Raw genomic sequence first — 13,728 nt, forward strand, 5'->3', positions numbered from 1 at the left:
CATGTGATCCCGAGCCCGTTCGGGAAAACAAGCGCAACGCGCGCGCTTCCGACTGCCGACCGTGCGTCAGATTGGTCAACGACAACGAATTGCAGCTTGCGGATTGAAGGCCTATGTTGAGTCTCCAACCAAGCAGCCGCCCATCGTACGGCGAGAGTCTGCAGGGGAGAGACCTCACGGTGGATGGCGTGCATTTTGCGCCGGAGGTCACATCATGGCCATTGCTCCCACACTCCAGAAGTACCTCGCCGCTGAGAACATCCAATACGAAGTGGTCCCGCACGAACTCAGCATGACGTCCACTCGCACGGCCGAGGCATGCCATATCCCGGGCGATCGCCTCGCCAAAGGCGTCGTGCTGCGGCGCGACGGCGAATATATGCTGGCCATCTTGCCCGCATCGCATCACCTCCGCCCGTCGGAACTGAAGACGATACTCGGCGGAAATGTCCACATGGCACAAGAAACCGAGATCGGTGAGCTGTTCCGCGATTGTGCGCACGGTGCAGTTCCCGCCGTCGGCAAGTGCTACGGGCTGGATACTATCGTCGACGACAGCATCGAGGCGCAGCCCGACATCTATATGGAAGCCGGCGACCACGAGACGCTGCTTCATATGGGTCACGCGCAGTTTGCACGCCTGACGGCCAACGCACTGCACGGGCGCTTCAGCGCGCACGACTGAGGATTTGCGCACTGCCCAATCTTGGGCGGGAACCTCGGCCGCGACGTCGCCGTCAAACTGTTCAGGAAAGCGACGGCGACAGCGTCGGCGCTTGTCTGGTCAGATCGCGAAGTAATGATGCTTTCTCCTGTGACCTCGCACCCGATCGGTTGTACAGTTCAAACGAATGGGGGCGCTGCTGCAACAACGGAGGCTCGCCATGAAAGTCAAAGACGTGATGCACAAGGGTGTCGACTGGGTCAGCCCCGACACCCCCATCGCCGAGATTGCCAAATTGATGCGGGCGCATGACATCGGCTGCATTCCGATTGGCGAGGACGACAAGCTGGTCGGGATGGTGACCGACCGCGATATCGTCTGCAAAGGGCTCGCGAGCCACACCTTTGATGCTCGCCGCGCAACGGCCCGCGATGTGATGACTGAGGGTATTCATTGCTGCCGGGAGGACGACGACCTCGCAAAGGCGATGCATCATATGGAGAAACTGCAGGTCCGCAGGCTGCCCGTGATCAACAAGAGCAAGCGGATGGTCGGCATCATCAGCCTGGGCGATCTCAGCCGCTCCGCCTCAAATGATCTGCTGACCGAGACCGTCAGGAGTGTTTCGGCGCATCATTGAATTGAGGCCCGAGTTGCTCTCGCGATCGCCAGACGTCGAGCTGGGCCGGAGTCAGGCGTTTGTCATGCAACCATCGCGCGGCGCGAGAGCTGCGGCCCGAAGCGCTTGACTTTGCGTCGGCGTGAACGGGCTAAACTGAAAAGTCGAGGCCCTAGCGGTCGGCGGAGTGTCGGTTCATGTCCTCCAGGAGCTCGCGCATGGCGTCGAACTGCGTGCCAAAGCCTTTCCAGTCGCCGGACCTCAATCGTTCAACGGCCTGATTGTAGCGGTCGAGCGCCTCCCGTGCCTGACTTGCCGATGGGCGTGTGACGGGAATTTCCTCCATCGTGCTCGAGACCGGCCGCACCGCGCCAGGCTCGGTGAACAGAGCCGACAAGGCCTCATCGAGCGTCTCCTTCATCACCACATGCTCGCCATAGGCTGCGATCACGCGTTTCAGCTCCGGCAGGTGCCCGTGCTCCGCTCGCAAATAGAGCGGCGTGACATAGAGGATCGAGTTCTCGATCGGGATCACAAGCAGGTTCGCGCCGCGTATCACCCGCGAGCCCATCTGATTCCACAGCGTGATCTGTTGCGATATCTCGGTACTCTGGTTGATCCGCGCTTCGATCTGGAACGGCCCGTAGACGAGCTTCTCCTTGGGAAATTCGTAGACAATCAGCTTGCCGTAGTCGGGCGCATCGCAGCGTGCGGCGAGCCAGGCGATCATGTTGTCGCGGCGGCTCGGCACCATGGGAAGCATGAGGAAGAACTCAGCCTGCGACTCACCGGGCAGCCGCATGATGATGTAATATGGGGCCATCGTTGCAACGCCGCCGCCGCCCGGCTGGCGCGGGAACTGCCAGAGATCCTCGCGGTTGTAGAAAACGTCGGCGGCCTCCATGTGATAGCTCTGATAGAGCTGCGCCTGAATCAGGAATAGATCCTCCGGATAGCGGATGTGCCTCTGCAGATCCGCCGGCATGACCGAGAATGGCTTGAACAGGTTCGGAAAGATGCGCCGCCAGGTTGCGGCAACCGGATCGCCGGTGTCCATCAGATAAAAGTCGACGGTGCCGTTATAGGCATCGACGATGACCTTCACTGAATTGCGAATGTAGTTGAGATCCTGATCTTGCGCCGGCTGCGCGGAAGGGAAGTAGGAACTCACCGTGTAGGCGTCCTGCATCCAGAACATCCGCCCATTGCTGATGACCAGATAAGGATCGTGATCGAGCCTGAGGAACGGAGCGATCGTTCGCACCCTTTCCCCGATGTTGCGGCGGATCATGATCCGGCTGTCCGCCGTGATGTAGCTTGAGAGCAGCAGGTTCGGGTCGTTGAAGTAGTAAGCGAACAGGCCTCTCCATACCGCCGCTCCTATCGGAACGCCGCCCGTCCCGTCATAGGCTGCGTAGACATTGTCTTTGCCCTTCGGGTAGTCGAACTCAGGCGTGCTCCCTTTGACGATGACGTAGCTGTCGTGCTCTTCGCCGTAGTAGATGCGCGGTTCGCGGATCTGCGGGCCTCCGTCCGCGACAGGAGGTATGTCGCGCAAATAGAGGAATGGCAGCCCTTCGCTGCTCTTGCGAGTGACCGGGCTCATCACTGCGCCGGTGCCGTGAGTAAACAGCACGTGGTGGTTGACCCATGTCTGGGCATTCGGCGGCAGCAAGGAAGGTCGCAGTTCGCGGGCCGAGATCATGACGCTTTGGTAGGAGCCATTGAGCCAGTAGCGATCGACGTCAAGGTGATGGAATTTGTAGTAGGTGCGGATCTCCTGCAGCTGCGCGTAGGTGTCCGCCAGGGGCTGCCAATCCCACAGCCTGATATTGTCGATGGTCGCCTTGTTGGCATCGAGCGTCTTGAAGCTGAGCTTCTGTTCGGCGGCGAACGGCTTGGCCGCGATCTGATCGAGATTGTAGGCCTGCCGGGTGAGCGCGATGTTGCGTTCGATATAGGGCCTTTCCAGCTCCAGTTCGCTTGGCCTGACGAAGAACTGCCGGAACAGCACGGGAACCAGGCCGGACAGCACGAAAGACCCGATCGCGACAAGCAGGAACGCGGCGGCAGGAAGCCGGTAGGTGCGCACGCGCACGTTTGCCCACGCGGCGAGCGCCGCGATGCCCGAAAGTCCGATCATCAGCCACAAGGCCGGCAGCCCCACATGGACATCGGTGTAACTTGCACCGACAACCACGCCGTTATCGCCATAGAGCAGCAGGTAGCGATCGAGACCAAAGGACCAGGCCTTCACCGCAAACAGAAGACCGAGCAGCGCCGAGCCGTGGGCGATCACCGTCGACGACATTGATCGGCGATGAATGTCGTATTCGATCTCGCCGTGCACCAAGTAGATCGCCGCGGCGAACAGCGCGCTCAGCGCGAGCGCGAGCATCATCCAATTCTTGATGAGGATATAGGCGGGCAGCGAGAAGAGATAGAAGCCGATGTCGTTGTTGTAGAGCGGATCGTCTGCCCCATACGGCGCCTGATAGACAAACTGCAGGAAGACGCCCCAGTTGCCGGCTTCGGCCGCCGCGACAAGCAGAGCGAGCGAAGCCGCACCAGCTGCGATCAACCGCGGCCACCGCAGTCGGTCGCGCACAAGCGCAAGCAGATCTGGCGGCGCGTTGCCCGCGGCGCTCCACACGGAAGCGGCGGCAAGCTGTGTCGACCGCCGTCGGGCGAAGTGCAGTGCGAGCCATCCGTTCAACAACAGGATGACGGCAGTTGCCGTCCAGACCGCAAGAAAGACGACGGCCTTGGCGCCGATTGTTGTCCAGAAAACCTCGCGATAACCGATCACGGAAAACCAAAGCCAGTCGACCAGGAAGTCGCTGGCGAGCGCGAGCAGGGTCAGGACAATCGCAATGACGAGGGCCGCAATAATCAGCCCGACCACGGCACTTTGCCTTGGTGCCTTCCGCTCGGGTCCTGTAATCCCGATCGTCATCGCCTGATCATAGTCGAAATCAGGGACGCCCGCCGCTTGATTCGTGGTCGGGATGACGCCTCGAGGCGGGCGACGCAAGTGCTCGAAGCTGCGTCGCTAGGACCGCGGCGCAATATGGCATTTCGAAACGGCGCAAGGCGCCAAGCACGGCTGATGCAGCCGGCGCGATCAATCAGCTATCGCGCAACATGGCGCTCCCGAACCGGAGTGCCATCGTACAATGTCGGGAAATATCTTGGATTTGGCGCTCCCTAGGGGAATCGAACCCCTGTTTCAGCCTTGAGAGGGCCGCGTCCTAACCGCTAGACGAAGGGAGCGTGAGGGACAGGACATAGCCGCGAATTTTGCCGGCGGCAAGCCTCGATCGGGGGCGAAATCGGCGGATATGCATGGCGAGTGCGGCTCAGGCTTAACGGCGCGAAGCACCGGCCGGCCGCTCGCGTTCCCGCATATGGCCGGGAACACTCAGGACTTCTTCAATTTCTCGATCGCCGCGGCGCCGCCGGCCGGCTCCAGGCGGAACAGGCCAGAGCCCGAAAATGCGGATTTGAACGGCGACGTCGAGCGGATCTGCTCGCCGCTGCTGCCGGCAATGGCCTGGTTGAGCAGATCCTGAGCCGGTGCGGCGCTACGGCTCGTTGGCAAATTTGAGCTTTCCGGCCGGCCTCAGGGTGTGGGCGTCGAAGGTGCGGATCTCGGTGACCCCGCCGACATCCAGCGTGATCACGAGGCGGTCGCCGGCGACCCCGGTCGAGACGATCCTGGCGCCCTTCGGCAGGGTGGCGGTGACGTCGCCCGCGATCTCGGGCGCCCTTCCCTCCGACTTGAAAAGGCGGTAGCCCACCGCGATCAGAACGGCGCAGATCGCCAGCGCCGTGGTCAGCCCCGCGATCAGCATCATCCGCCGCACCCGCGCGAACAGCGCGGCCTGCTCGGGGGTCGGTTCGGGAACAGCGGTATCAGACGTCGTCATGGAAAACTCAGGCTCTGCGCAAAGGTTGGAGGTTGTCGTCGCCGGCGACGAGGGCTCGGCCCGGCTCGACCGCGTGCTGGCGGCGCGCCTGCCGGACCTGTCGCGATCGAGGCTGAAAGCCCTGATCCTGGCGGGGGCGGTGAGCCTGAAGGCCTCCGCCGTCCGCGACCCCGCTTATCACGTCAGTCACGGCGATACGATCATAATCGACGTGCCGGAGGCCGCGCCCGCCGAGCCGAAGGGCGAAGAGATCGCCCTCGATATCGTGTTCGAGGACGACGACATCATCGTCATCAACAAGCCCAAGGGCCTGGTCGTGCACCCCGCGGCCGGCCACGAGACCGGCACGCTGGTGAACGCGCTGATCGCCCATTGCGGCTCGACGCTGTCGGGGATCGGCGGGGTACGCCGGCCCGGCATCGTGCACCGGCTGGACAAGGACACGACGGGACTGATGGTGGTCGCCAAGAACGACCTCGCCCACGCCTCGCTGTCGGCACAGTTCGCCGACCACGGCCGCACCGGGGCGATGCGGCGCGGCTATATGGCCTTCGCCTGGGGGGTGCCGGGCCGGCATCGCGGCACCGTCGATGCGCCGATCGACCGCCATCCGTATGCGCGGGAGAAGATGGCGGTGCGCCAGGGCGGCCGCGAGGCAGTGACGCATTGGGAAATCCTGGAGAGTTTTCCGGGGCGCGACGGCAAGCCGATCGCGGCGCTGCTCGCCTGCGAGCTCGAGACCGGGCGCACGCACCAGATCCGCGTCCACCTCGCCCATATCGGCCATCCGCTGATGGGCGATGCGGTCTATGGCCCGCACTTCAAGACCAAGGCGAACCAGCTGGCGCCAGAATCGCAGGCCGCTTTGGCGGCGCTCGGGCGGCAGGCCCTGCATGCCTATCTGCTGGTATTGGAGCACCCGAGGACGGGAGAATTACTCCACTGGGAGGCGCCGCTGCCGGAGGATTTGCTTCTCCTGGAAGGCGCCCTGAAAGCGGCGCTATGACGCAGGCCCGTTAGGAAAAGCGTTACATTACAAAAAGTTATAGCTGCCACACGGGGACGTGACGTCAGCAATCCTTCCCTTTTTGCCCCCCCATGGGGTATATTGCGCCTGCGTTGGAAATGACCGACGCGGAACATCGCAGCTACGGCCGGCTTTAACACAGCGGTCGTCTGCCTGGCCCGCCGCTATCGGGGGCCTGAACCTTTGGAGGGCTCAACTATGGCCCGTACCGCTGCCCTGCCGGTCCTCAATGGAGAATCCGGCCTTTCTCGCTACCTCGCCGAGATCCGCAAGTTCCCGATGCTGGAACCCCAGGAGGAATACATGCTCGCCAAGCGCTGGCGGGAGCATGACGATCGCGACGCGGCGCACCAACTCGTCACCAGCCATCTCCGCCTCGTGGCCAAGATCGCCATGGGCTATCGCGGCTACGGCCTGCCGATCTCCGAGGTCGTCTCGGAAGGCAATGTCGGCCTGATGCAGGCGGTGAAGCGTTTCGAACCCGAGAAGGGGTTCCGTCTCGCCACCTACGCGATGTGGTGGATCAAGGCGTCAATTCAAGAGTACATCCTGCGTTCCTGGTCGCTCGTGAAGATGGGCACCACCGCGAACCAGAAGAAGCTGTTCTTCAACCTGCGCAAGGCGAAGAGCAAGATCAACGCGCTGGACGAGGGCGATCTCCGCCCCGACCAGGTTGCGACCATTGCCAAGCGGCTGGGCGTGACGGACCAGGACGTGATCGACATGAACCGCCGCCTCGGTGGCGACGCGTCGCTCAACGCGCCGATCCGCGACGACGGCGAAGCCGGCGAATGGCAGGACTGGCTGGTCGACAATACGCCCAACCAGGAAGCCATGATGGCGGAGCACGAGGAGTATGATCACCGCCGTGACGCGCTGAACGGCGCCATGAGCGTGCTCAACCCGCGCGAACGCCGCATCTTCGAGGCCCGCCGCCTCGCCGATGAGCCGATGACGCTGGAAGACCTTGCTGCCGAGTTCGGCGTCTCGCGCGAGCGCGTCCGCCAGATCGAGGTCCGCGCCTTCGAGAAGGTGCAGTCCGCGGTCAAGGGCACGATCGCAAGAGCAGAACAGGCCGCGCTGGAAGCCGCGCATTAAGCAAGGCTTCGCTGGCGCCAGAGATTGGCGGATCGAAAGAGACGGAAAAGCCGGCGGCAACGCCGGCTTTTTTGTTGGGTGTGAGCTGCGGCATATTTCGCAGCGATGCCGGCGAGGCACCTTGAACGCCCGTGACGGGTCGCCCGACACACTCTTGACGGGCCACATCCAGAGAACGGACACGCGCCGTGTCGATCATTTTGCAATCCACCGTTGGCGGCTTCTCCGCCCAGTTCATGCGCAAGCTGCCGCTGGTCGAGCAGGCGATGCGGGAGCACGGGCTCGATCCCGCGGAGTTCGTGATCTCCAAGACTACGCCTCGACCGCGACGATCCCGATCATGGGTCCATTCTTCTTTAACTACAGTGTGTACTTCGGCGACGAGACATTCACCGTCACCGAGCCGAACGACATGGTGTTCCTGGACTACTTCTTCAAACGCGTGCTCGCAGCGGACGAGCCGCCGGAATTGCCGCAGCGGCCGGGTTTGATCCGGCGGCTGTTCGGCTGGATGGCGCAGCCGGTGTAGCCTCTCCCGTCATTCCGGGGCGCGGCCCCGGAATGACACGCGAGCTACTCCCCCCATGTCCTCGCCAGCGTCGCGAGCCAGCAGCCTTCGCAATAGCGCGCGTCCTTGTAGTCGATCCAATTGTGCGCATAGACGCGGTCGAGCGGGATGTCGTAGCGCGCACGCAGCACCTGGACGAGGATCTTCCACGCCGCGACCTGCGCCTCGGTGGGACCGGCCGCAACATCGGGATAATTGCCGGCGAACTCGACGCCGATCGAATTGTCGCGCACCACCTGGCGATAGGTCGGTCTGTTGTCGATGTACTTGTTGTCGTTGCGGTTGGCGCCGTCGCCATGGGTCGGCACCAGGTTTTCCGCGACCGCCCAATAGACCGTGCCGTCGGTCTCGACCCAGACCGTGACGCCGCGCCGCGTCGGGTTCTTCGACTGCTCCGCCGCGCCGCCGCGGGCCGAGCCCGCCGGCCCCTCGGTCTGGTGCACGATGATGTTGCGCCAGGAATGGGCGCTGCGGACGTCGCCCCACGGCGCCAGCCAGACGATCTTCAGGCCGGGAATATCGGGCGTGCCCGAGGCGCGCGCGAGCTTTGCGAGTTCAGCGTCGGTTGCGGCGGCGGGTGCGATCAGGAGGGCGGCGAGAATGGCCGCGAGCAGGCGAGACATCATCATTAAAGGTCCAATGCGGACCCGAGCCTAGCACGCTGTCAGGCGAAATTGTGCGCGGCTTCGCCCATGCCGTTCGGCTCGGGCGAGAGCGGCGGTGCCGGATCGTAGACTGCAAAATCGTTCTTGCCGTTCTTCTTGGCGGCATAGAGGGCGTGATCGGCATGCGCGATCAGGCGGTCCGGGAATTGGCCGATGCCGGGATCCCATTGCGCCGCGCCGATCGAGATCGCGATCGGGATGTCGTTGCCGTTGCAGGCCGCAGCGTCCCGACGGCAGACCTCGAGCACACGGCGGGCGATTGCGGCCGCCTCGCGCAAGGAAGAGGACGGCAGCACGACGCAGAACTCGTCACCGCCGGTGCGGGCGAGCATGTCGCCGGGCCGCAGCCGCGTCTGCGCCATCAGGGTGAAGTGCTGGAGGCAGGCATCGCCCGCGGCATGGCCATGGGTGTCGTTGATGGTCTTGAAGCCGTCGAGATCGATCACCAGCAGCGAGAACGGCTCGCCGCTGCGCTCCGAACGGGCGCATTCCTCGGACAGGCGCTGCAACAGATGGCGCCGGTTGGCGACACCGGTGAGATCGTCGAGCAGCGCGAGGTCGGCGACCTCGCCACGCAGCCGGTCCATCACCATCAGGAGGAAGCCGAAATTCAGCGTCATCGACAGGAACAGGAGCCCCAGCACCATGACGGCGTGGGTCTGACCGCCGGCGACCGCCGAGAAATCGTAGCCGAGCAGATTGCCCACCGCACGGGCAAGGAAGATCGCAATGATGGTGATGATGACGATGCCGGCCAGACGGGCGCCAGGATTGACGTGCCCTTCAGGCGGCAACAGCAACAGACGCAGCGACAGCACCAGCGGCAGGGCCTGGCCGATCGTGTAGCTGAGCATGCGCAGCTGCATGTGCTCGAAGCCGACCATGAAGAAGACGACACTGCCGATGCTGATGATCCCCGTCGCAGCCATAACGCGCCAGGAGACCGGCCGGTCGTAGAAGCGCTGAATGCCCATGGCGGCAAAGCAGCTCGCCGCAATGATACCGGTGGCCCCGATGAGAAGCGGCACGGGAGAGGCGACGAACAGACGGATCAGCGCCGCCATCGCGCCGGCCGCGCCGACGAAGGCCGATGCCATCCAGAACCGTGCGGCCGCGAATTTCGGATAGGAACGCGTCACGTAGGCCCAGATCAGGCCGAGCGCCAGGAAGTTGACGACGAAGACCGTCCAGAGTGTCGGTACGTTCAGCATGGCGCGTGCGGCAAGCGCAGCGCCCCGCCCCCCATTCCTGGCAGCCGTCCGTCCATAACCCATCCCCGTTTTCTTGCGGGGAACAATGCGCGGGTTGCACTTAACGGAGTCTCACTGCGATCCTTCAAAGCGCGCCTTTGGTTTTGGATTCGTGAACGGCGCGCGGATTGTCGGATCGTTAGGCATGTCGCCATCGGCCTCGTGCGGTCGTATCGCGATCCGCCGCGGAGCGGATTCGCGGGCAAAAATCACCCGAAAACGCATCTGAGCTGTGGATAACGTGATGACACAGATATGACGGCGCGGGGCAGAGACCTGCGAATCTGCTGAGTTTGTCGTCGAGGATGTTGCGAGGCTGGCCCTCCGCCGAGCATCCCTCGTGTCGCGTTCCACCATTAACCCTTGAGAGGATACTATGGCTAAGAAAGCGAAGAAGGCGAAGAAGGCGACAAAGAAGAAGGCCAAGAAGGCCGCGAAGAAGAAGTAGCCAGCATGTTCTTTGCCCGGGTGGAGCTCGCTCCGCCCGGGCGTCGGGTAAGGCTAAGAGAGTTTGAAGATGGCGGGCGCGAGGCCCGCTTTTTTATTGGCTGGAGAAGCTACCGCTCGGCAAACGCGAGCTTGGCGCCGAGTGCGGCAAATCCCGCCGCAAAGCTGCGGCGCAGCCAGGTCATCACCGCGGGGCGGGAGATGACGCGCTCGCGCACGGATGCGGCGCAGAGGCCGTAGACGACGAACACCGCAAACGTCATCGCCATGAAGGCGCCGCTCAATTCCAGCATCCGCGCCAGCACATGGGCCTCGTCCGCCGCGATGAACTGCGGCAGGAAGGCGAGGAAGAAGATCGACAGTTTTGGATTGAGGATGTTGATCAGGAAGCCGGTGACGATGACCCGGCCGCTCGACCGCTCCTTGATCTCGCCCTCCACCGCCAGCGCACCCCGCTCACGCAGCGCCTGCCAGGACATGTAAAGCAGATAGAGAACGCCGCACCATTTCAGCGCGGCGAAGGCGAGCGCGCTGGTGTGGAGCACGGCGGCAAGTCCCAGCATGGCGGCAACCATGTGCGGCACGATCCCGAGCGTGCAGCCGAAGGCGGCAGCCAAGCTGGCGCGGGAGCCGCGCGTCAATGCCGCGGCCAGCGTGTAAACCACGCCGGTGCCGGGCGAGGCGACGACGATCAGCGAGGTGAGCAGGAAGGACCAGGTCATGAGCAGACCCTACCACCCCGCCTCATGGCAAGAAAGCGGCGCCCGGGATCAGCCGTCAGGATGACGGGGTGCGAACAGACCTGCCCCACAGACAAGGCAATTCCAACACCGTCACCCTGAAGTGCTCGCCTCTTCGGCGAGCCTCGAAGGGTGATGGCCCGGCTGCATCTCGGCCGTTCATCCGAGGCTCGCCACACGACGCTTTGCGCCGTGCGGCTTGCACCTCAGGATGACGAGGTGAGAACTGGCCAGCCCTACAAACAAAGCGGTTCTGCCCCGGTCAGACCACCTGCGCGATCTCGGCCTCGCGCAGCACGTCGAGCGGCGCCCAGGGCTTGGCCCAGAATTTGGCGCCGTCGGGCAAGGGTTGGTTCAAGGGGCGGCCGGAGGTGACGACGACGTCGAGCTTGGGATTGCGTCCCTTGGCGACATGGGCGAGCTCGACGCCGTTCATGCGGCCGGCAAGCTGCACGTCGGTCACCATCAGGCAGAGCGTGCCTGCGCTCTTCTCGAGCACGCGCTCGGCCGCTTCGGCGCTCTCGCACTGGATGACCTGATAGCCGCTCTCTTCCAGCAGGAGACTGAGCATTTCCCTCTGCATGGGGTCGTCTTCAACGACGAGTGCCGTTGCAGGAAATGGTCTCGATTGTCCCATCGGCGACTCCCAATGCTGCCTGTCTTCGTCCAAGTAACTTACGTTAAGGAGCCAACTCGAATACGGTTCGGTTCCATTCTGAAAAAATGTAAATCATAGTTCCAAAATCGGAGCTTGAGGGGGGATCCATGACTGCGATTCGCGGCGCCGCCGCCATCACGGGAGCTGCAAGCGGCATTGGCCGCGCACTCGCCATCGAACTCGCCCAGCGCGGCTGCGACCTTGCGCTCGCCGATCGCGACGAGGCCGGGCTGAAGGCGCTCGCCGCCGAGATCGGCGAAGGAAGCGAGAAGGCACGCAAGGTCACCCTGCATCGCGTCGACGTCAGCGAGCCCGGCGACATCGCGCAGTTCGCAAGCGAAGCGACAGCGGCGCATCCGTCGCTCGGCATCCTCGTCAACAATGCCGGCGTGGCGCTGCTGGGCACCTTCGAGGAGATCGACCAGGCGCAGATGGAGTGGCTGTTCGACATCAATTTCTGGGGCGTGGTGCACGGCACGCGCGCCTTTCTGCCACACCTGAAGACGATGGAAGCGGCGCATATCGTCAACGTCTCGTCGGTTTTCGGCATCATCGCCCCGCCGGGACAATCGGCCTATGCCGCGGCAAAATTCGCCGTGCGCGGTTTTTCCGAGAGCGTCCGGCACGAGCTCGCGGTCGCCGGAAGCCCGGTGAAGCTGTCGGTCGTGCATCCCGGCGGCGTCGCCACCGCAATCGCGCGGAGTTCGCGCACCGGGGTCGGCGTCACCGACAATGCCCGCCGCTCGCAAATGATCGAGCGGTTCGAGAACGCGGCAAAGACGACACCAAAGGACGCCGCTCTGCGCATCATCCGGGGCATCGAGAGGAACGAGCCCCGCATCCTGATCGGCAACGACGCCCGCTTCATGGACCTGCTGCAGCGCTTCCGCCCGGGGACCTACTGGGCGCCGTTGCAGCGGAGGCTGGAGAAGATGGCGAAGGGGACGAAGTGAGTGTGATGCGACGCCGCCCTCCGCACCCACCGTTGTCGTCCTGGCGAAAGCCAGGACCCATAGCCACCGAACTCAGTTTGGCGAAGGCGGGCAGTTACTCAGCCGATGCAAGTGGCTGAGAGCCGTCGTAACAATTACTCCCTGGGGAATGGGTCCTGGCTTTCGCCAGGACGACGATGGGGGGTACCCTCGCAGCCGTCTCCCACCCTCACTGCCCCGCCAGCCGATCGGCAAAATAGCCGATCGTCTTGCGATAGATCACCGCCCTGTTCCACTCCCGCATCGCCTCGAAATTGGCGGTGCCTTCGCCGTAGGGCTGGCCCATCTTGAAGCCGCTGGTGTGGAGCAGGTTCGCGGTCGAGGCGAGCACGTCGGGCACGCTGTGGCGCAGGTCGACGTGACCGTCGCCGTCGAAATCGACGCCGTACTTGATGTAGGACGACGGCAGGAACTGGGTTTGGCCGATCTCGCCGGCATAGGCGCCGATCAGGTCGCGCAGCGGCAGGTCGCCGCGCTGCACGATCTTGAGGGCGGCGAGCAGCTCGCCCTGGAACAGATCGGTGCGGCGGCAGTCATGCGCGAGCGTCGCCAGCGTGCGGATCACCGGCAGCTTGCCGATGTCGCCCTTGCCAAAATCGCTCTCCAGCCCCCAGATCGCAACCAGGATATAGCGGGGTACGCCGAACTGCTGCTCGATGCGCGAGAGCAGCGCGGCGTGACGCTGCAACAGCGCCTTGCCGCCATTGATGCGGCCCGGCCCGACGCGGGTCGAAACATACTGCTCAAAGCTCTTGTTGAAGGTGTAGCGCTGGCGCCGGTCGAAGGCGAGCACGGCGCCGTCCTGGGTGATGCCGCTGAACGCCGCACTGGTCACGCTCGCCGAGACGCCGGCTCCTTGCGCTTCCGAGGCCATGCTGGCGACGAAGCCGTTGAAGTCGCCGCCGCAGCGCGCGGCCTCGGCCGGGCCGCCGGCCAGACCAACGAAGCAAGCGGCGGCCAGAGCGTATCTCAGCATGTCGAGCGATCCCCCAAAATCCCAGTGCGAAGCAGCGCGCGATCATGCCCGGGAAAGCGGCAACCGTCAAAGCGGCGCGCTTGATCCGCATCAAC

15 protein-coding genes and 1 tRNA gene are annotated in these 13,728 nt (G+C 63.8%); 6 read left to right on the forward strand and 10 right to left on the reverse strand.

Features of this window, described 5'->3' with window-relative positions; all coding sequences use genetic code 11:
* Nucleotides 1–214: 214 nt before the first annotated feature.
* The gene (locus tag ACFLEY_RS37365; RefSeq protein ID WP_028172875.1) at nt 215–685 is read left to right on the forward strand and encodes an aminoacyl-tRNA deacylase; all 471 of its coding nucleotides are present in this window, start codon (nt 215–217) and stop codon (nt 683–685) included.
* Between the two features lie 199 nt (nt 686–884).
* Complete coding sequence (locus ACFLEY_RS37370; RefSeq protein ID WP_028172874.1) at nt 885–1,304, forward strand: CBS domain-containing protein; 420 nt, start codon at nt 885–887, stop codon at nt 1,302–1,304.
* Nucleotides 1,305–1,455: 151 nt separating this feature from the next.
* Here ACFLEY_RS37370 and ACFLEY_RS37375 read toward each other — a convergent pair whose 3' ends face one another.
* The 4 genes from ACFLEY_RS37375 to ACFLEY_RS37390 all read right to left on the reverse strand — a co-directional run bounded on the left by ACFLEY_RS37375 (nt 1,456) and on the right by ACFLEY_RS37390 (nt 5,212).
* Nucleotides 1,456–4,239 (reverse strand): UPF0182 family protein, encoded by a 2,784-nt coding sequence (locus ACFLEY_RS37375; protein WP_211434004.1) that lies wholly within the window; start codon nt 4,237–4,239, stop codon nt 1,456–1,458.
* Between the two features lie 242 nt (nt 4,240–4,481).
* Nucleotides 4,482–4,556: transfer RNA gene (locus ACFLEY_RS37380), tRNA-Glu, on the reverse strand.
* A gap of 148 nt (nt 4,557–4,704) precedes the next feature.
* Nucleotides 4,705–4,884, reverse strand: a complete 180-nt coding sequence (locus ACFLEY_RS37385; protein WP_060910601.1) for a hypothetical protein — start codon at nt 4,882–4,884, stop codon at nt 4,705–4,707.
* On the reverse strand, nt 4,868–5,212 hold the full coding sequence (locus tag ACFLEY_RS37390) for a hypothetical protein (protein WP_060910600.1): 345 nt from the start codon (nt 5,210–5,212) through the stop codon (nt 4,868–4,870). Before ACFLEY_RS37390 ends, ACFLEY_RS37385 begins: the two co-directional genes overlap by 17 nt.
* On the opposite strand from ACFLEY_RS37390, the gene ACFLEY_RS37395 reads away from it, so the two are divergent.
* The 3 genes from ACFLEY_RS37395 to ACFLEY_RS37405 all read left to right on the forward strand — a co-directional run bounded on the left by ACFLEY_RS37395 (nt 5,211) and on the right by ACFLEY_RS37405 (nt 7,866).
* Entirely contained in the window at nt 5,211–6,218 is a 1,008-nt protein-coding gene (locus tag ACFLEY_RS37395) for an RluA family pseudouridine synthase (RefSeq protein WP_060910599.1), read from the forward strand. The genes ACFLEY_RS37390 and ACFLEY_RS37395 overlap by 2 nt on opposite strands.
* 219 nt (nt 6,219–6,437) lie before the next feature.
* Nucleotides 6,438–7,337: an RNA polymerase sigma factor RpoH gene (gene rpoH / locus ACFLEY_RS37400; protein WP_060910598.1), complete on the forward strand. Its 900-nt coding sequence runs from the start codon at nt 6,438–6,440 to the stop codon at nt 7,335–7,337.
* Between the two features lie 340 nt (nt 7,338–7,677).
* Complete coding sequence (locus ACFLEY_RS37405; protein ID WP_249163212.1) at nt 7,678–7,866, forward strand: hypothetical protein; 189 nt, start codon at nt 7,678–7,680, stop codon at nt 7,864–7,866.
* Nucleotides 7,867–7,910: 44 nt separating this feature from the next.
* Here ACFLEY_RS37405 and ACFLEY_RS37410 read toward each other — a convergent pair whose 3' ends face one another.
* The 5 genes from ACFLEY_RS37410 to ACFLEY_RS37430 form a co-directional block, all read right to left on the reverse strand.
* A complete protein-coding gene (locus ACFLEY_RS37410; protein WP_028172869.1) occupies nt 7,911–8,534 on the reverse strand; it encodes a peptidoglycan recognition family protein in 624 nt (207 codons plus the stop codon).
* A gap of 35 nt (nt 8,535–8,569) precedes the next feature.
* On the reverse strand, nt 8,570–9,781 hold the full coding sequence (locus ACFLEY_RS37415; protein WP_060910597.1) for a GGDEF domain-containing protein: 1,212 nt from the start codon (nt 9,779–9,781) through the stop codon (nt 8,570–8,572).
* Nucleotides 9,782–9,892: 111 nt separating this feature from the next.
* Nucleotides 9,893–10,246 carry a hypothetical protein gene (locus ACFLEY_RS37420; protein ID WP_129557519.1) on the reverse strand — a complete coding sequence of 118 codons (354 nt, stop codon included), beginning with the start codon at nt 10,244–10,246 and terminating at the stop codon, nt 9,893–9,895.
* A gap of 131 nt (nt 10,247–10,377) precedes the next feature.
* Nucleotides 10,378–10,989: a LysE family translocator gene (locus ACFLEY_RS37425; RefSeq protein WP_060910596.1), complete on the reverse strand. Its 612-nt coding sequence runs from the start codon at nt 10,987–10,989 to the stop codon at nt 10,378–10,380.
* A gap of 280 nt (nt 10,990–11,269) precedes the next feature.
* Nucleotides 11,270–11,644 carry a response regulator gene (locus ACFLEY_RS37430; protein ID WP_060910595.1) on the reverse strand — a complete coding sequence of 125 codons (375 nt, stop codon included), beginning with the start codon at nt 11,642–11,644 and terminating at the stop codon, nt 11,270–11,272.
* A 128-nt stretch (nt 11,645–11,772) separates the two neighbouring features.
* Here ACFLEY_RS37430 and ACFLEY_RS37435 point away from each other — a divergent pair, with 128 nt between their 5' ends.
* Nucleotides 11,773–12,618 (forward strand): SDR family oxidoreductase, encoded by an 846-nt coding sequence (locus ACFLEY_RS37435; RefSeq protein WP_060910594.1) that lies wholly within the window; start codon nt 11,773–11,775, stop codon nt 12,616–12,618.
* A 208-nt stretch (nt 12,619–12,826) separates the two neighbouring features.
* Here the strand turns inward: ACFLEY_RS37435 and ACFLEY_RS37440 are convergent, their stop codons facing one another.
* Entirely contained in the window at nt 12,827–13,633 is an 807-nt protein-coding gene (locus ACFLEY_RS37440) for a lytic murein transglycosylase (protein ID WP_028172866.1), read from the reverse strand.
* Between the last annotated feature and the right edge of the window lie 95 nt (nt 13,634–13,728).

It is taken from the genome of Bradyrhizobium sp. YCK136 (assembly GCF_044570075.1).
GTDB lineage: Bacteria > Pseudomonadota > Alphaproteobacteria > Rhizobiales > Xanthobacteraceae > Bradyrhizobium > Bradyrhizobium diazoefficiens.